Genomic DNA, 19,577 nt, shown 5'->3' on the forward strand with positions numbered 1-19,577 from the left:
TCGTTCCTCAACCCAACCTACCCTTAAAATCCACACTTTTAAGATGTAGGTTCTTGTAGAAGGAAGTGAAACCCAACACGGGTCTTATTTCCCTGCTTCCAATCCTGAAACCAACTTTTTCATATAAAATTATGTGGATTGTTAATCAAAATCAAGCTCATAAAAATCAAAACTATTTAGACACACTAATCAAACCAAAAATCGGTAAAATTATTAGCATTTTATTGATATTTTTTATATCAATTATAGTTACTATATTTATTATTCCAGCAACACAAGCTCAATATTTACCATTTCTCCAAGTACAACAAATTAGTTCTACAAAAGAAAATAATCATCCTTATGCAAAATTAGTTAATAGAACTGAAAAATTACCAGGAATGTTTACCCTTTATAGAGACCAACAAACAAGTAAAACATTAATGGAAATTCAACCAGAACAACTGAATAAAAATTTCCTTTCTGTGATTACTTTAGAATCTGGTATTGGTGAAGCAGGTTTAATTAGTGGTATACCCCTAAAAGATTTTGTATTCCAGTTACGGAAACACCAAGATAAGATTCAATTTGTATTGCCAAATATTAAATTCCGTAGCGACAAACTACACCCACAATCCCGCTTGATTCAACGTTCTTTTAGTGATTCAGTTTTATATTCTATTCCGATAGAAGCAACTCACCCTCAAACCCAGGCATTATTAATTGATTTAGAAAATTTATTGCTGGGAGATTTAAACTTACCATCATTAGAAGAATACTTACCTTATGATTACTCAATAGAACATCAAAATTCTTATATTAGTGATGCTAAAGTATTTCCTTTGAATATAGAATTAGAGTCGGTTTATAGAATCTTAAATCAAGATAATTCAGGATATTTAGAATCAGTGCCAGATAGTCGTGCTTTTAATATCAGAGTTCGCTACAGTTTTTCTGAATTACCAACAAATAATGGTTATATTCCTCGACTTGCAGATGAAAGAGTAGGTTATTTTATTACTGCTTATCAAGATATTTCCAATAATAGTCGTCGGGAACCTTTTGTTCGTTATATTAATAGATGGAATTTAGAAAAACAAATTCCTAGCGCACCTTTATCACCACCTTTAGAACCAATAACTTTTTGGATTGAAAATACAGTTCCCATCGAATATCGTGATGCTATTCGAGAAGGAGTTTTAATGTGGAATAAAGCTTTTGAAAAAGCCGGATTTATTGACGCTATTCAAGTTAGACAAATGCCTGATGATTCTACTTGGGATCCAGCAGATGTTCGTTACAATACGATTCGTTGGTCTACCTCTTTTGAATCTTGGTTTGAAGGCTATGGACCCTCCCGTGTAAACCCATTAACTGGGCAAATTTTAGATGCAGATATTATCTTAGATGGAGGAGTTATTAGAAACATTAAATATGGTAATATAGGTGGTCTAGTTTTACAAAATCAATCTTTGGCTAAAGCTTTTAAAAATAAGGATGGTAAAAATTATAATCCCTGTGTTTTAGATATATATTCTCGTTATTTAGATAGTCGAAAAATTGAGGCAGAAGCAAATCTTGCCAATAACAATATAGAATCTATAATTCCTAAGTCTTTGCAAACACAATTTCTATCTTCTCATAACTCATCATTATCAAACTCCCACTCATCAGAACATTTTTGTTTTGGTTGGAACTCATCTCAACAGTTAGCAGTAGGAGCAATAGCAATAGATGTTTTGCCAAAAGTCATACCTGACACAAAAGATATGGAAAAGTACGTCAATCAATACTTAAAACATCTCACTGCTCACGAAGTTGGTCATACTCTTGGTCTCAGACATAATTTCCACGGTAGTACCATGTTAGCTCCAGAAGAGTTGAATGATACCAACATTACTCGCACCAAAGGTTTAGTTGGATCGGTTATGGATTATGTATCAGTTAACCTTGCGCCCCAGGGAACAACCCAGGGAGACTATTTTCCGGTTATCGTCGGTCCTTATGATGAATGGGCGATTGAATATGGTTACAAACCCAGTGGAATAGCTAGTTATATTGGTGAAAAAGGATTTTTACAAGACATTGCGAATAGAGCAGTAGAACCAGAATTATCCTATGCACCAGATGAAGACTCTTATGACATTCTCGATCCAGCAGCAAATAAATATGACCTCAGTAGTAATACATTGACTTATTCTCAATGGCAACTAGATAACGCCGAGAATATCTGGCAAAAATTAGAAAAGCGTGTTCCCAGAAGTGATGAAAGTTATGGCGATATCCGGGTAATGTTTGATACGGTCTTCTTTTATTATTTCCGGCAAATATGGAATGCTACTTTGTATGTGGGGGGTCAGTCGTTTAACCGAGAGAATATCAAAAACGTTGATGGTCGTTTGCCTTTTGAACCAATACCTGTAGAAAAACAACGCCAAGCATTAGAAATACTGAATAAATATGTTTTTAGTAAGGAGGCGCTACAGTTTTCACCAGATTTATTGAATAAGTTAGCACCGTCACGTTGGCAGCATTGGGGGAGTCCTGTTCTTATTTTTCCTTTAGATTATCCAATTCAAGATCGGATTTTATTGGTGCAACAAGTAGTTTTAGGATCGCTCCTTTCTGATACTCGTTTAACTCGTTTACGAGATTCGGAGTTGAAGACAACGCCAGATAATGTTTTACACTTACCAGAACTTTTTGATACTTTGCAAAATAGTATTTGGAGGGAAGTCTTGCAACCAAATGAGAAACAAGTTAAGATTTCCAGTATGCGTCGTTCTTTACAACGGGAACATCTGAATTTATTAATTTCAATAGTATTGCGTAATCGTAGGGTACCTGAAGATGCTCGGAGTTTAGCTTGGTATGAGTTGCGACAACTGGATAAAGATTTGGAGAAAATAATTAAAAAACGGGGTAAAAAAATGGATGATTATACTAGAGCGCACCTAGAAGAAACACGCGCTCGGATTATGAAAACTTGGAATGCACAATTAGAATCTAATTAGGAGAGTGTCGGGAGTCTAGGAAATCTGGGAAGAAGGGAGAAATACAGCAAATTTTGAGAAAATGATGTATAGGGTAAATGGTAAAAACATTGTAGTGCGGACATCTTGCTCGCAAGGCAGAAAAATCACGGCATAATTCTTCCTCCTACTTTCTCTGTCTTCCCACACTTCCCACACTCCGCAACCTCCCCACACTCTGCTTGATTCGGCAAACCCTACTTAGGACTTGCTGAATTATTTATCAAAGTGTTTATGGGCATTGCTTTCAGCATTTATAGATAGTAATAAAGTACCAGCTTTTAGGTGATTCCAGTTTAAAAATCTAGGATTTTGGGCATTTTGAAGGGTAAAAAATTAGAGTAAGATTCTTCTGTACGGAGGTTGCATAAGGGCATCCACCTACTCTTCTACGATTCTTATTTCTCCTGACTTCTGGATTGCAGGATTGCAGGATTGCAGGATTGCAGGATTCTGGCTCCTCCCCGCTACTAAAAGACTTTTTTAGCCAACCTTACTTATGGTTTCCTGAATAGATATAAAAGCCTTCTCTGTAAAGGCTTTTAGCATTTTTAGATATGGAAAAAGTACCTGCTTTACGGTTCCCGAAAAATCAGCTCTTAATGCTTAAAAATTTACCATTTTCGGCAAAAGTTGGAAAAAAAATTACTCCCCTACTCTCCTACTCCCCTACTCCCCTACTCCTTAACCCTACTGAGACACTTTATCTGGGAAATATTTCTTGAGTTTTTGCAACTTGGGCGGAATTGAAAATACACAATAAGGTTGAAAAGGATTCTTATTAAAATAGTTTTGATGATATTCTTCAGCTCTATAATAATCTCTTAAATCAACCACTTCAGTTACAATAGGATTTTGAAATGTACCATTACTGCTCAAAGTAGAAATTACTTCTTGAGCAATATCTTTTTGTTCTTGGGAATGACACATAATCACAGAACGATACTGAGTACCAACATCATTTCCTTGTCTATTTAGTGTGGTGGGATCGTGAGTTGCAAAAAATATCTCTAATATTTCCTGTAGAGATATTTTTTCAGTGTCAAAAGAAACTTTCACCACCTCAGCATGACCAGTTCTTCCAGAACATATAGATCTATAGTCAGGATTTTTAGTATTCCCTCCAGCATAACCAGACTCTACTTCCTTTACCCCTGCTACAGCGAGAAAAACAGATTCTACACACCAGAAACATCCGCCACCCAATACAATTGTATCTAACATTATTTTCTCTTCCAAATTTTGGCTTTAATGTACATTAAATATTCATTGTAAACTGATTGTAGAGAAATAATTAGATTCAGATAATTGAAACCTTTATTAAATGAACTGTTATCAAAACTTATCAGCAGGATAAACTCAACAAAACCTCTGAAAATTTTGTCTTACAGGGTGACAAGCAAACTATATTTTTTAATCAAAGCTACCGAATTTAAAGTTTTTCCTTCTCAAGCAACTTTATTAAATTAGAAAGCCATACTAAATCTAGTTTAAAAAGAAGATTTACTGTTTAAATAAAATTCTAACTTTTAAGCTAAAAAAACCCTGCAAGTTTTTATAACCTGCAAGATTTAATTATTAGTTTGTTCTGATATTTGGCTCATTGCAATCAGATATGAGATTTTGCCTATTAAATTTAACTAATAGGTAAGCATTCAGCCATTAACTATCAGCTATCAGCTATTAATATCAAATCTACCTTTGGACAATAAAATCCATATTGGGAAAAACTTCAATCTTGGTAAGGTTTGGAGAAAAATATTGAATTGTACCAATACTACTAGATTTGAAACTATTATTAAATTTATCCTCTAAAGATAATAGCTGTTTAGCTGCGCGACGTGGAAAGTGGAGCATTCCCTATACGAAAAAGCGCAGCTCCTCTCCAAGAAACAAGCTGATAGCTGAATACTTACACTAATAGACATCTCCAGAAAAGAGAGATTAGGAAATAGGAAATGGGAAATAAAGGAAAATAATAGATGATTTCTGTCTGATAGTCGATTTAATTTTTTCCTGTTGGAGATGTCTAATAATAGTCTTACTTTAATAGCGAAGTGATTAATTAATTGAGAACAACAGTATTATCAGGGATACCGTTTAAATTAACACCTCCTGCTTGTCCATTTACCTGGTTCGCAGGTACTATGCTGCCATCAGGTAATTGAACTAATAATACACCTGTAACTGGATCTGGTTGAGGAGGAGCCTCAACTAAAGGAGTACCAACTGGACTGATTCCCACTAGATTAGGTAGTCCGAAGTTGTTAACTCCATCACCTCCATACTGAGTACCTACTAAACCAAACAACTGACCATTTTCAGCAACTGGCAACAGTTGACCTTCAAGAGAGAAGAAACCAGATGGCACGGTTTGATTAGGCCATAGAATAATTTCTCCAGTTAAAAAGTCTGTGGGAGCGTTGTCTCCAGCAATTATGTAGCCAATAGGGAATGTGGGAATTCCCGGACCAGCAGGACCAGCCGGACCAGTCGCACCCACGGGACCAGCCGGACCAGCCGGACCAGTTGCACCCACAGGACCAGCCGGACCTATAGGACCTACAGGACCTATTGGACCAGTTGCACCGGGAGCCCCAGCCGGACCTGCAGGACCTAGTGGACCAGTTGCACCGGGAGCCCCAGCCAGACCAGGAGCACCATCAGCACCAGCGGGACCTACAGGACCTATTGGACCAGCCGGACCCACAGGACCTACAGGACCTATTGGACCAATCGCACCGGGAGCCCCAGCCGGACCAGGAGCACCATCAGCACCAGCGGGACCTACAGGACCTACAGGACCAATCGCACCGGGAGCCCCAGCGGGACCTACAGGACCTATTGGACCAATCGCACCGGGAGCCCCAGCCGGACCAGGAGCACCATCAGCACCAGCGGGACCCACCGGACCTATTGGACCAGTTGCACCTATTGGACCTACAGGACCTACAGGACCTATTGCACCGGGAGCCCCAGCTGGACCAGGAGCACCATCAGCACCAGCAGGACCCACCGGGCCTATTGGACCAGTTGCACCTATAGGGCCTACAGGACCTACAGGACCTATTGGACCTATTGGACCAGTTGCACCTACAGGACCTACTGGACCTATTGGACCTATTGGACCTATTGGACCTACAGGACCTATTGCACCGGGAGCCCCAGCTGGACCAGGAGCACCATCAGCACCAGCAGGACCCACCGGACCTATTGGACCAGTTGCACCTATAGGGCCTACAGGACCTACAGGACCAGTTGCACCAGGAGCACCAGCCGGACCTATTGGACCAGTTGCACCTATAGGGCCTACAGGACCTACAGGACCAGTTGCACCAGGAGCACCAGCCGGACCAGGAGCACCATCAGCACCAGCGGGACCCATCGGGCCTATTGGACCAGTTGCACCTATAGGACCTACAGGACCAGTTGCACCGGGAGCACCAGCCGGACCAGTTGCACCTACCGGACCAGCAGGACCTACAGGACCCGGTATTATGGGAATTGGAACTTCAACAAATTGATTAGGAATAATTTCTGGTCCATCAACTAACTCAAAGCCTGGTAAAGTTGTTGGAGCTCCTGGTACTAGAGTGTTAATAGGTGAAGGAACGAATATATTATCTGTAACTTGAGATCCTGTTAATGTTAAAAGACTAGGATCAAACAAAGTCTCATCCATACATTTTTTTCTCCAGAAAGTAATTTTTCCAAGATTATAAGTGAGAATTTAACTTTTGAGAAAAAAATTTTGGCAATCTAGCTATTAAAAGACTAAGCCATTTTAATGAATTATCAAAAAAATTTAAGTGGCCTAATACTTTTGTCTCTCTAAACCTAAATTTTTTGGTGAGGTAAAACTTTCAAAGTATCACAAATTAACTGAAATAAAAATAGATTTTATATTCAAAAACTCAAATACATAATTCTACTTTCTATAACATTTTCCTAAATCAAAACTTCTTAGTTTATTTGACAGCTTACAATTACTATTAATATGAATAATTTATTGATTATGCACATTGAGATTATCGAATAGTGTTTAAGTTTACAGAAATGAAAGAAAAGAATTAATCTTGTACAAACTTCCATTAAATATCTAGCCAAAAATAAGGCGGTCGAAGAAGATTTGCATAGCTAAAAAAAACATACTGTCTTTATTTTTTTTATCAAATTTTCTAGTCTGAAAAATACTTGAAAGTCACTCTAAGCTAGGGAGTTAGGACAGGCTAATAAAAATAATTAGAACCTTTGGTAATACAAAAACCATACCTTTTCAACCTAAAAGTCTATGACTGTATATATTTGAGCCTATTTCTTGCTACTTTTTTGTGTGAATTTTGGTAAGACAATATAAATAGATTAAATTTGGCTTTAGCTCTAAATTTTCAACTTACACTTAGTTAGGGTTTATCGATACAAACATAAAAAAATACAGATAAAGCTTTGAGCTTTTTTGGGTAGAAAAAAGTCTGAACTTTTAGGCTGCTGAAATTCAAAAATTGAGCATTTTTTGTTGACGATGACAGAAAAATAACTTTGACTATTTTTCCGACTATCTCACTCTGTAACTATTTCTTTTAACTATTCCCGACCAAGAGCAAAAATTTCCATAAGTATACCCTAATTAAAATTAGAGACTTGTCAACAAATAGAATACCAATTTTAAGTTGGGTGCAGTGTCAAAAAGCTTAAAAAAAATGGTAGTTTATTAAATTGCAATTCCCTTACTAAATCAATAAACATTGTTACTTTAGCTGTTGTTTAGTAGCCGACTTCAGTAACTAACCAGAAACCTTTGAAAACCCACTTTTTTTCTCCCACATTCATGTTTGTATATATTCGCTTGGTTATAAACTATTAAATGGATTTAACCTTATAGCAAACATTTCATTTAACCAGAGAGTGTGAAAAAGTACCAAGACCTGGTAAATTAACCGAATATCAGTAAGCAAGATTCAAAGTAAATTTATGAAAGTCTTAGTAATTGGTGGCGATGGCTATTGCGGTTGGGCAACCGCTCTTTATCTTTCTAATCAGGGTTATGAAGTAGGTATCCTAGATAGTATGGTTCGGCGACACTGGGATATGGAAATTCAAGTAGAAACCCTCACACCTATTGCCCCTATCCAAAAACGAATCCAAGGTTGGCAAGACCTCACAGGCAAAAAAATTGACCTATACATAGGAGACATCACGAACTACGATTTCTTAAGTAAAACACTACGTCAGTTTGAACCAGAATCTATAGTCCACTTTGGTGAGCAGCGGGCAGCTCCATTTTCTATGATTGACCGGGAACACGCTGTTATGACCCAAGTTAATAATGTTGTTGGTACTCTTAATATTCTCTATGCGATGAAAGAGGATTTCCCAGATTCCCACTTGGTAAAACTAGGAACTATGGGAGAATATGGTACTCCCAATATAGATATTGAAGAAGGTTACATTACTATTGAACATAATGGACGTAAGGATACTTTACCTTATCCTAAACAACCAGGGTCTTTCTACCATTTAAGCAAGGTTCACGATAGCCACAATATTCACTTTGCTTGTAAAATATGGGGCCTCCGTGCTACAGACCTCAATCAAGGTGTTGTATATGGTGTGGCTCTGACTGGCCTTCTAGATGATGAAATAATTAATGATGAAATTCTGATTAATCGTCTGGACTATGATGGAGTTTTTGGGACAGCTCTCAATAGATTTTGTATTCAAGCAGCAATTGGCCACCCATTGACTGTTTATGGTTCAGGTGGACAAACTAGAGCATTCTTAGATATTAGAGATACTGTCCGTTGCATGGAAATAGCGATCGCTAACCCCGCAGAAGCAGGTAAGTTCCGAGTGTTTAACCAGTTTACGGAAATGTTCAGTGTTCAAAAACTAGCAGAAATGGTAAAAGAAGCTGGTAAAACTATGGATTTAGATGTGCAGATTAATCACTTGCATAATCCTAGAGTAGAATTAGAACAGCATTATTTCAATGCTAAAAATACGAATCTACTTGAGCTTGGTTTAAAACCTCATTATCTATCTGATTCTTTGTTAGATTCTTTGCTCAATTTTGCGATTAAGTATAAAGAAAGAGTTGATAAAAATCAGATTTTACCTAAAGTATCTTGGCATAGATAAAAAAAACTCAACCATCAGATTCTGCACAAAATACAATAGCATCCAAAACTAAGGAACAAAGTTCTGCACAAAGCGCAGTAGCATCTAAATCTGAATAGTAAATCTATCTTTAATTTTGTAGCAGATTTATTGATGGTTAGGTATGCTTTTCATAAGCAAATTATCTATGTCACCAAGGTTTTATTTTTAGCATTAATACCTCATATATTGAGAATCTGCTGTAATGAATTTGATAATACTTTAATCAGAGTTTTATCTATATATTAAGAGGTAATAATTAAATTTATTACCAAAAAATTAGGTATAAAGCCTCCCCTTTTCAGGGGATGAAAAATAACTCAGTATTTCAATCCTCCGGCTTGAGTCGGAGGTTCACTCTCTACTGTTTCGCTGCGCGACAAAAGCGCAACTCCGACCCAGGAGACTAACTGATAACTGAAATGACCTCTGATAATCTTGATTTATTTCACTTAACTTAACTGAGTTGAATTGTACCAAGACCACTGGATTTGATATTATTTATTAAATTTATTCCTACAACTAAACTTGTTATAATACTCAAAAAAAAAGCAATATTTTGACTAATATTTTTGCAAGCATTCTGCATCGTCAGCTAAGAGCTATCAGCTTCTGAAAAAAATCTATAATTTCCGACTATAAATTATATGGGTTAAAAGCTCAGATATATAGTTGAAAAGTATAAGTTGAAAGAGCGCTTGACTTACTTCATTCATTAAAAAAACTAAGAGCTGACTGCTGAGGTGCTAATAGCTGAATGCTTACATATTTTTTTTGATTTTATAAGCTAAATATACTTATGAAAATAGCCCTTTTTACTGAAACCTTTCTACCAAAAATAGATGGTATAGTTACCCGTCTGTGTCACACTGTCGAACATCTACAACGTTCTGGCGACCAAGTGTTAATCTTTTCTCCCGCAGGAGGAATTACAGAATATAAAGGAGCAAAAATTTGTGGCATTGAAGGTTTTCCCCTCCCCCTATATCCTGAATTAAAATTAGCAATACCAAATCCTGTAATTAGAGAAAAATTAGAAAAATTTCAGCCAGATATAGTTCATGTTGCTAATCCTGCGGTACTCGGATTAGGTGGTTTATTCTATGCCAAAAATCTCAATATACCACTCGTAGCATCTTATCATACTCACTTGCCTCAATACCTACATCACTACAATTTAGGAATGCTAGAAGGTCTACTTTGGGAATTACTAAAATTAGGTCATAACCAAGCCGACCTAAATCTTTGTACATCTACAGCAATGGTAAAAGAACTGAGCAACCACGGCATAGAACGAGTAGACTTATGGCAGCGAGGAGTAGATACAGAATTATTTCAACCCCATCATGCAAGTCAGGAAATGCGCGATCGCCTCAGTCAAGGAAATCCAGATAATACAATATTGCTATATGTTGGCCGTTTAGGGGCAGAAAAAGAAATTGAGCGGATTAAACCAATCTTAGAGGCCATCCCTAACGCTTGTCTGGCTCTGGTAGGTGATGGCCCGAACCGACAAAACCTAGAAGAACATTTTGCCGATAGTCCCACTCATTTTGTGGGCTATTTGCGTGGTCAAGAATTGGCCTCTGCTTATGCTTCTGCTGATGCCTTTATTTTTCCTTCTCGTACAGAAACCTTGGGGTTGGTACTTTTGGAAGCAATGGCCGCCGGGACTCCAGTAGTAGCTGTTAAGTCTGGAGGCATACCTGATATAGTTACAGATGGCATAAATGGTTATCTATTCGATCCGGCTGATGAACAAGGGGCTATTACAGCAACTCAAAATCTTTTGGCTAGGTCAGAAGCACGAGAAACCTTGAGGAAAAATGCTAGAGCTGAAGCTGAACTTTGGGGATGGTCAGCAGCAACTCAACAGTTAAGAAACTATTATCAAAAAATTATTTCTAGTTATTCCCAATTATGGGCAGCTTAGAGAGATAGATTGTGTGAAGTGTGGTTCGTGTGGGAAGAAATTAAAAAATATATTTCTTCATTATTACTATACTATGCAGGAGTGCTAAAAAATTGAACAAACAAGACAGGCATTTTGCTTGTACATTCTTTCTCCTTCCTTCTTCGTTCTTTTTTTTTCTTTCTTCTTCTTTGACCAAGAAATAAGGTCTCAAGGCTCCCTATTCCATTGAGGTACTGATAACTGATAAGTGATAACTGAAATGACCATAACCTAATATTTTATTTCATCAATGCCCTCTTATAACTTTTTTTTGGTAGACTGTATAGTGCCACTTTGTAAAATTTAAACAAAGCAAAATAAACTTAAAACTTAAACTAGAGCCATTTAACATTAAGAAAAAGCAGTCCAAATGACATTCTCAGATGCTAGTGGCAGTATTCTCGCAACATTGACTCAAATTGAGCGTATGGGTCTACTGGCAACTCGCGTCAAAGATTTGCCAGTAGGAGAGTTTGTTTGTCTGTTGGACTTTATTACTGCAGAGTTTCATCAATACCTTAGAGCTATTGACTTAATTAATAATGAAGGTGTAGAAACTCTACTAGAACAACTATTAGATGCTTTTACCTTAAAAATTGGTCAAGTCCTGAAAGCCGATCAAACAACTATTTTTCTGGTTAACCAAGAAAAACAACAACTGTGGTACAAGACAAATATCGGAAATACAAATAAATCTCAAGAGTATGGCTTACCAATTAATCTTGGTATTTTAGGTCATGTTGCTACCACAGGAGAACTACTCAATATTGCTGATGCCAAAACTCACCCATTATTCAATGAAGAGGTAGACCAGCCACCAGGTTATAATACTCGTACTATCCTATGTATGCCACTTTTTAGCATTACGAATACTACCAAACCAGTGGCAGTGGCACGACTACTAAATAAGGAGGGTGATGTCCCTTTCGATCAGGAAGATGAAAAGCTCTTCCGCTCCTTTGCTGACTCAATGGGAATCATTCTCGAAAGTTGTCAGTCTTTTTATGTTGCATCTCGAAACCAACGAGGAGTTTCAGCTCTACTTAAGGCCACGACAACTCTGGGTCAAAGTTTAGACCTAGAAACAACATTAAGAGCTGTAATGGATCAAGCTCGTAATTTGATGCAGGCAGATCGTAGCACATTATTTCTACTTAGTAAAGAAACCAATGAACTTTGGACTAAGGTCGCCACAGCAGATCGGAAAAAAATGATAGAAATTAGAATACCAGCAGATCGTGGTATAGCTGGTTATGTTGCTTCTACTGGAAAAACTCTAAATATTCCTAATGCTTATACAGACCCTCGTTTTGATCCTAGTACAGATGAAAAAACGGGATATGAGACTAGAAATATTTTATGTATGCCAGTTTATAATGCTAAAGGAGAATTGATTGGGGTAACTCAATTAGTTAATAAAAATCAAGGTAGTTTTACTTCTTCAGACGAAAAGTTTTTATTAGCTTTTAATGCTCAAGCGGGTATTGCTCTGCAAAATTCTCAACTGTTTGAAAATGTTTTAGTAGAAAAACAATATCAGAAAGATATTTTACAGAGTTTGTCTGATGTGGTAATTTCTACAGATATGCAAGGTAGAATTGTGACTATTAATGAAGCAGCTTTAGAAATGTTGGGTTGTCCGATTAAACACGAAGTTCAAGGTAAGACAAACGGGGAAATTTGGGAAGAAAAACTACTGGGTAGAAATATATGGGAAGTTATTCCGATTGAAAATTTGAAGTTTCGTTTAGAAGATAGTCTGAAACATGGTACTAGACAATATGTTCCAGAACAAAATTTACGTATAGGGTCTGTGCTGAAAAAAGAAGGGGAAGAAACGGTTTATATTCTAGCAGTTCCTGACCACAATAATCCTAATATTTATTTTCCTTGGGGAGAAAGAACATCAACAAATATTCAGCAAAATTATATTCAGAATAATCATAAAAATAATAGCCAATTTATAGACTTATCTGAAATAAACCAAGTCTTGGACAAGAGTTTAAATTTGACAGTAAATCCTTTAACTAATCCTGAAGGTGGTGTTCGTGGAGGGTTGATAGTTTTAGAAGATATTAGTCAAGAAAAACGGATGAAAAAGGCTTTGTATCGCTACATGACTCCTGGGGTGGCAGAACAAGTAATGGCTTTAGGAGAAGATGCTTTATTGGAAGGAGAACGCAAAGAAGTAACTGTTTTATTTTCTGATATTCGGGGTTATACAACTATAACAGAAAATTTAGAAGCATCTGAAGTTGTGAAACTTTTGAATCAATATTTTGAGACAATGGTAGAGGCAGTATTTGACCATGAAGGAACTTTGGATAAGTTTATGGGAGATGCTTTAATGGCAGTTTTTGGCGCACCATTACCTTTAGAAAATCATGCTTTAATGGCGGTGAAAACGGCTTTGGATATGCGTCTGCGTCTCCGAGAATTTAATTTATCTCGCCCTAATGAAACCAAATTTAAAGTTGGTATTGGTATTAGTTCAGGAGAGGTAGTTTCTGGTAATATTGGTTCTCATAAAAGAATGGATTATACAGTTATTGGGGATGGTGTAAATTTGAGTTCCCGTTTAGAATCAATTACTAAACAATATGGTTGTGATATTATTTTGAGTGAGTTTACTTATAAACTTTGTAGTGATTATATTTTGGTTAGAGAGTTAGATAAAGTTAAGGTTAAAGGTAAACAACAAGCTGTGAGTATTTATGAATTAATTGGGGAAATTTCTCAACCTATTGACTTAGAAACAGAACAATTTTTAGAGGTTTATATTAAAGCTAGAGCAGCTTATAAAGAAAAGAAATTTACTCAAGCAATAGATTATTTTGAGACGGCGCAAAAAATTAGACCTAAAGATCAAACTGTTGCTATACATATTAAGCGATCGCTTGATTATATTAAAGCTCCACCACCTAATGATTGGGATGGTAGTTATACTATGACAACAAAATAATTAATAATTATTTATTTATTTATTTATTTATTTATTTATTTATACAGCACTTTTGAGGATAGTTAAGTAAATATTCAATATCAAACCTTTGTAACACAGCCTTCTAGGCTGTCTTATCTTATGTGTGCTGATATTGTGCTGAAAAAATTAACTCTTGTAACACAGCCTTCTAGGCTGTCTTATGTGTGCTTCACTGATATAAATATAAAATATGCTGTAATTGATAATTAATAATGAAAACTACTGGATTATTTTACCTAAAATAGTGCATTAGGGAGTAGAAAAGAAAGAAAATTGTTGGGTTTCGTCCCTCAACCCAACCTACATCTATAACTATATTAAAACTCCACCATCGAATGATTGGGATGGTAGTTATACTATGACAACTACATAATTGATAATTGATAATTGATAATTAATAATGGATAATGAAAACTACAAGAGTTTCTCAAGTTATTAGGTACAGTTGTTTTTCTTATTTTCTATTCCCTATTGCCTGTTCCCTATTGCCTGTTCCCTATTCCCTCAAATACTAAAAATGAAACTAATATTATTAGCAACTATTATTATTTTCTCCCAACTTGGTTGGATAAACTCAGCTAAAGCAGCTAATCCAGAAGCTATCCGCAGACTATTAGAAACTAAGGAATGTGCGGGATGTGACCTCCGTGGAGCTAACTTATCTAATGCTAATTTGATAGGAGCAAACCTGGAAGGAGCAAACCTGGAAGGAGCAAATTTATCTGGTGCTAACCTAGCAGTGACTATTCTTTTTCGTGCTAATCTTGCTAATGCTAACCTTTTTAGAACGACAATGAATGATGCTGATCTTCGAGGTGCAGATTTAAGAGATGCTTACTTAGTTCGTGCTAATTTATCTAGAGCTTATCTCACAGGAGCAAATTTAGAAAATGCTAATCTTTTTCAAACAAATTTGATAGAATGTCTGGCTAGTGGTGCTAATTTTTCTAATGCTAATTTACAAGAATCAAGTTGGTTTAGGGCTAACTTAGTAAATGCTGATTTCAAAGCATCCGATCTTTTTAATGCTAATCTACATCGAGCAAATTTGCAGAATGCTGATTTTTCTAATGCTAATTTGACTAAAGCTAAGTTAATGGAAACAAATATTACTCTTGCTAATCTCAGTGGCGCGAACTTAGAAGGAATTAATGTCCGTGGTACAAGTATCGGTCCGAGTTTGTGTTTAATTACTAATTATATAGAATGTGCGCCGCCAAAAGTAATTCCAGAAGTGGAGTAGAAATTTTATTTTGAGGGTAGTTGGTTTATTTGTCGTTGATTTTTCCCAGCATAGAAACCAAGTTTGTATTAGATAGTTTACTATACTAACATTTGTAACAAACCCGGTTTCTCATATAGCACTTTTCAAATTGATGAACCACATCGCCATAACCAAAAGTTTGTAGGGACGTTCCATGGAACGTCCCTACTGTGGTTTACCCAAATGAAAATCGCTATAAACTGGATTTGATATCAAACAATAGGTAGGAGCGAACAGCCATTCACTCCCTACAATATTATAATCTTATCCTCATAATTCTGATACCGATTTGATAAATTATGCAGTCAATACAAAAATAGGGATGTTCAATAGAACATCCCTTCTTTGGTTTCATAATTATTTATTAAAGTAGAGTGAAAATTAACGTTTACTTAGAAGCTTTCTTGCGACGAGTAACAACTAAACCCGCACCAACGACACCGAGACCGAGTAATACAGTTGGTTCAGGAGTAGAGACAGTAAACATAGCACCAGAAAAAGTCATGTTCTCAAGGGAACCATCACCTTGAAGTAAAGCATCAACAGCAGCTTTTGTAGTATTATTGGTCTGGAATGTCAGGTTACCTTTACCTTTGTAGGTGTTAGCACCAAAGATAAAATCTCCATAAAGAGCTACATCTATAGACACATTTGCACCACTTTGTGAAGTTTTATAACTAGCCTTACTTAGATTAAAAACGTTGAGTCCATCTGTAATGGTAGTATTATTGGGAGCTGAGACTCCAGGTGCGCCAAACGTACTTACACCAAAATCAATAAAATTATCAATAGCTACATTACTTGTAAAAAGAGGTCCATCAGGTGTAAAACTTACATCGAACTCTTCGATGTCTTGAATATTAGCAGTGTCAAAACCTGTAAATATGCCATCTCCCCCTACGATACCAATAAGTCCCTGGTTAAAGTTTAATTCTGGGTTATCTCCCAACACACCATTTAAGTTTACTGTAGTTGATGTAACCTGAGGAGTTGGACTGCTCATATCAATTAACGTACCACCACCTATTTGAAATTCACCAAAACTAGCAGCATTAGCAACACCAGTAAATACAGTACCTAAAGCGAAAGGAATAGTAGCAAGAGAAGCAAGAATTATGTTTTTCATTTTTAATACTCCGGGAAATAATTTAGTTATGTAGGTTATATAGTTTTTTACAAGTGATGCTTATGTAAGCTTTGACCCTTGATCTTTTAAAAAATTAAATATTTACTCTTCCTACTTTCACTACTTTATCTAAATATTTGGTTAATAAAGCGGTTTAAGTTATCTGAGCCTTTTGTTTCCTTACATTTATATAGTAACCAACCCTCTTATTCTTTGGCAACCCTTTCTGCTCTGATTTACTAAATCTTGATAAAACTTTCCCGGATTCTGAATTACTACTACCGTAGTTCACCTGATACTTACTCTAAAGCCATGTGCTTTTTATTACATACAATTAATTATTAGGCATTATGCCCATTACTATCTAATAACTGATTAATTTGAATTAACTATATATGTTTATTAAAAAAGAGGAAAAAACTATTTATATAGATTTAGACTTATGAATTAATCTGTGGCCAAAAAAACAAGTGATGTTAAAAAAAATACTTTAAGCGGATTTATACAGATTTAGACAGATCGAGTCGTAACTAAAACAAATTTTTAGAGGTATCTACTAAGTCATTTACAAATGGTCGGTAATCTGGTATTTCCCACAAAATCCATTCAGATGTCAAAATGGATATAGAAATAAATATTGTTATTAAAGAAACAAAAAATCATGGCAAATACGAGTAATTTTCGCAAAGCTATTAGTCAAGCCCAAGGTCAAAATTTAGTAGGCCCTAATGTTATTGCCAATGCTTTACCATTTGTTGGGGGTGGTCTAGTCCTCACCGCAGTGGGTACATTTGGTGGCCTAGGAGTATTGAGTTCCAATCCTGGGATATTTATGACTACCTTCTGGATAGCCGTCATTGTAGAGTTAGTCCTATTTTTTGTGGCTCGTGGAGTTGCAGAACAAGGTAATAATAATGTAGCTCTACCTTTGTTGGCTACTTATAGTTTGCTATCTGGATATACCCTAAGTGGTTTAGTATTCGTGGCTTTAAGTACCCAGGGTGTAGGTATTGGAGGAGTAGGTTTTGCAGCTCTCGGTTGTGGTATCACATTTATTGCAGCTCGTCAAATCGGCTCAAATTTGTCTGAAGAAGATGGCATGGCTTTAACAAAAACCGTTAGCTTAGGAATTATCGCTTTATTAGTGGCGGTTGTTGGTCAAGTTATTTTTAGCTTTTTCGGCATTTATACAGCAGGTTGGTTAGAAATAGGTATTTCTGGCATTGGTGTATTCTTGTTTGCTGGCGCTGCAGTGGTGGATTTCTATATTTTGCCCCGTACATATCGGGACGATCAATATATTCCAGCAGCTCTCTCAATGTATTTGACTTATATCAATCTATTTGTATTTATTCTCCGACTCATTATTGCTATTACTGGTGGTAGTCGCGACTAGGTTATTGATATAGTAATATAGAATCTGGTTATATACAGGAATTACGCAAAGGCACTATATATAGATAGAGTCTTGGTGCGTTACTATCGCTAACACACGCTACTGGACTGTTTCATCTAAAAATGTAGGTTGGGTTGTAGCAAGCCTGGTGCGTAGCAGTACGATAGTGAAATCCAACAAAGCTTTATTACTGTTCGGTTTCGTGCCTTAACCCAACCTACGCCTTCCTAGGTTATATAAGAGAGTAATATAGTAGGTAGGGGCGGGTTTTACGCAAAGAAACCCGGTTTCTGGAGGGGTTTTTTACCTCTTTGCTGATAACTGATAACTGAAAAGGGGAAGCGATCGCTATATGGAAGTATTAGAAATTAAACGAGAAATAGAAAATTTGTCCTCTCGCCTGGGTACAACCCAGGACTATCTTTGACATTCCAGCACTGAAAGCCAAAATTTTAGATTTGGAGCAAGTTGCAGCTCAACCAGAATTTTGGGAAGACCAAACGACGGCACAAAATACTCTGCAAGAGCTTAATGATTTGAAATCCCATCTCGAGCAATATCAAGAATGGGAAAATAATCTGGAGGATACTAAGGCGATCATTGAGTTATTGGAGTTAGAAACTGATGAGTCTTTACTAGAAGAAGCAGATGTAACTATTTCTCGTCTCAACCGAGAGTTAGATCAATGGGAGTTACAGCAGTTATTATCTGGTGTTTATGATCAAAATGGGGCAGTTCTGACTATTAATGCTGGCGCAGGAGGCACAGATGCTCAAGATTGGGCAGAAATGTTGCTGCGGATGTACACTCGTTGGGGAGAGGATCATAAATATAAGGTACAGTTGGCAGAAATTTCTGACGGAGACGAAGCAGGTATTAAGTCTGCAACTTTAGAAATTATTGGGCGTTATGCTTATGGTTATTTGAAAGCGGAAAAAGGTACTCATCGCTTAGTCAGAATTTCACCTTTTAATGCTAATGGGAAAAGACAAACCAGTTTTGCTGGTGTGGAAGTGATGCCGATATTAGATAAGTCTGTAGAGTTGGATATTCCAGAGAAGGATTTGGAAATTACTACTTCTCGTGCTGGCGGTAAGGGCGGTCAAAATGTGAACAAAGTGGAAACAGCAGTGCGAGTGGTTCATATTCCTACTGGTCTTGCTGTGCGTTGCACCCAAGAGCGGAGTCAGTTACAGAATAAGGAGAAAGCTTTGGCATTATTGAAAGCTAGGTTATTGGTAATAGCTCAAGAGCAACGTGCCCAGGAAATTGGTGAAATCCGGGGTGATATGGTAGAAGCAGCTTGGGGAAATCAGATTCGTAACTATGTTTTTCATCCATATCAGATGGTAAAAGATTTACGGACTCAGCAGGAAACTACTGCGATTACGGATGTGATGAATGGTGAGTTAGATACATTTATTGAAGCTTATCTACGTCAGGAAAATCAAATGGTGGAATAATAATTAATAATTAATAATTTAGGACTTACGCAAAGGCACTATCTATAGCGTATCGGTGCGTTACGAGATACGCTAACGCACCCTACTGCATTGTTTCATCTAAAATGGTGCAATAGGTAGGGGCGGGTTTGATCGGAAATTTTCATAGATTTCTAGGATTTATATAAACCCGCCCCGGAAACGTTGGCTTATATCACTGGGGGCGGGTTTATCTAGTTGACTTG

Annotated in this window: 10 protein-coding genes; 7 read left to right on the forward strand and 3 right to left on the reverse strand. The window is 36.8% G+C overall.

Features of this window, described 5'->3' with window-relative positions; genetic code table 11:
- Positions 1 to 131: 131 nt before the first annotated feature.
- On the forward strand, positions 132 to 2,993 hold the full coding sequence (locus tag VKJ25_RS13120; RefSeq protein ID WP_324237074.1) for a zinc-dependent metalloprotease: 2,862 nt from the start codon (positions 132 to 134) through the stop codon (positions 2,991 to 2,993).
- 708 nt (positions 2,994 to 3,701) lie between these two features.
- Here the strand turns inward: VKJ25_RS13120 and msrA are convergent.
- Together msrA and VKJ25_RS13130 are read right to left on the reverse strand one after the other, a co-directional pair.
- Positions 3,702 to 4,235: a peptide-methionine (S)-S-oxide reductase MsrA gene (gene msrA / locus VKJ25_RS13125; protein ID WP_324237075.1), complete on the reverse strand. Its 534-nt coding sequence runs from the start codon at positions 4,233 to 4,235 to the stop codon at positions 3,702 to 3,704.
- An 841-nt stretch (positions 4,236 to 5,076) separates the two neighbouring features.
- A complete protein-coding gene (locus VKJ25_RS13130) occupies positions 5,077 to 6,693 on the reverse strand; it encodes a tail fiber protein (RefSeq protein ID WP_324237076.1) in 1,617 nt (538 codons plus the stop codon).
- Between the two features lie 1,289 nt (positions 6,694 to 7,982).
- Between VKJ25_RS13130 and VKJ25_RS13135 the strand changes: the two genes are divergently transcribed.
- The 4 genes from VKJ25_RS13135 to VKJ25_RS13150 all read left to right on the forward strand — a co-directional run bounded on the left by VKJ25_RS13135 (position 7,983) and on the right by VKJ25_RS13150 (position 15,347).
- Positions 7,983 to 9,149 (forward strand): NAD-dependent epimerase/dehydratase family protein, encoded by a 1,167-nt coding sequence (locus tag VKJ25_RS13135; protein ID WP_324237077.1) that lies wholly within the window; start codon positions 7,983 to 7,985, stop codon positions 9,147 to 9,149.
- Between the two features lie 817 nt (positions 9,150 to 9,966).
- Positions 9,967 to 11,100: a glycosyltransferase family 4 protein gene (locus VKJ25_RS13140; RefSeq protein WP_324237078.1), complete on the forward strand. Its 1,134-nt coding sequence runs from the start codon at positions 9,967 to 9,969 to the stop codon at positions 11,098 to 11,100.
- Positions 11,101 to 11,491: 391 nt separating this feature from the next.
- Positions 11,492 to 14,083, forward strand: a complete 2,592-nt coding sequence (locus tag VKJ25_RS13145) for a GAF domain-containing protein (protein WP_324237079.1) — start codon at positions 11,492 to 11,494, stop codon at positions 14,081 to 14,083.
- A 538-nt stretch (positions 14,084 to 14,621) separates the two neighbouring features.
- A complete protein-coding gene (locus VKJ25_RS13150; protein ID WP_324237080.1) occupies positions 14,622 to 15,347 on the forward strand; it encodes a pentapeptide repeat-containing protein in 726 nt (241 codons plus the stop codon).
- A 409-nt stretch (positions 15,348 to 15,756) separates the two neighbouring features.
- Here VKJ25_RS13150 and VKJ25_RS13155 read toward each other — a convergent pair whose 3' ends face one another.
- The gene (locus VKJ25_RS13155; RefSeq protein ID WP_324237081.1) at positions 15,757 to 16,494 is read right to left on the reverse strand and encodes a PEP-CTERM sorting domain-containing protein; all 738 of its coding nucleotides are present in this window, start codon (positions 16,492 to 16,494) and stop codon (positions 15,757 to 15,759) included.
- A 661-nt stretch (positions 16,495 to 17,155) separates the two neighbouring features.
- Between VKJ25_RS13155 and VKJ25_RS13160 the strand changes: the two genes are divergently transcribed.
- Together VKJ25_RS13160 and prfB are read left to right on the forward strand one after the other, a co-directional pair.
- Positions 17,156 to 17,890, forward strand: coding sequence for a Bax inhibitor-1/YccA family protein (locus tag VKJ25_RS13160; protein ID WP_324237082.1), 735 nt, complete (start codon positions 17,156 to 17,158; stop codon positions 17,888 to 17,890).
- A 352-nt stretch (positions 17,891 to 18,242) separates the two neighbouring features.
- Positions 18,243 to 19,353, forward strand: a protein-coding gene (gene prfB / locus VKJ25_RS13165; RefSeq protein ID WP_324237083.1) for a peptide chain release factor 2 whose coding sequence is annotated in 2 segments (ribosomal slippage) — positions 18,243 to 18,314 and positions 18,316 to 19,353 — 1,110 coding nt in all. Because the reading frame shifts where the segments join, the coding sequence is not laid out codon by codon here.
- Positions 19,354 to 19,577 lie beyond the last annotated feature (224 nt).

Source organism: Okeania sp. (assembly GCF_035285525.1).
GTDB lineage: Bacteria > Cyanobacteriota > Cyanobacteriia > Cyanobacteriales > Microcoleaceae > Trichodesmium.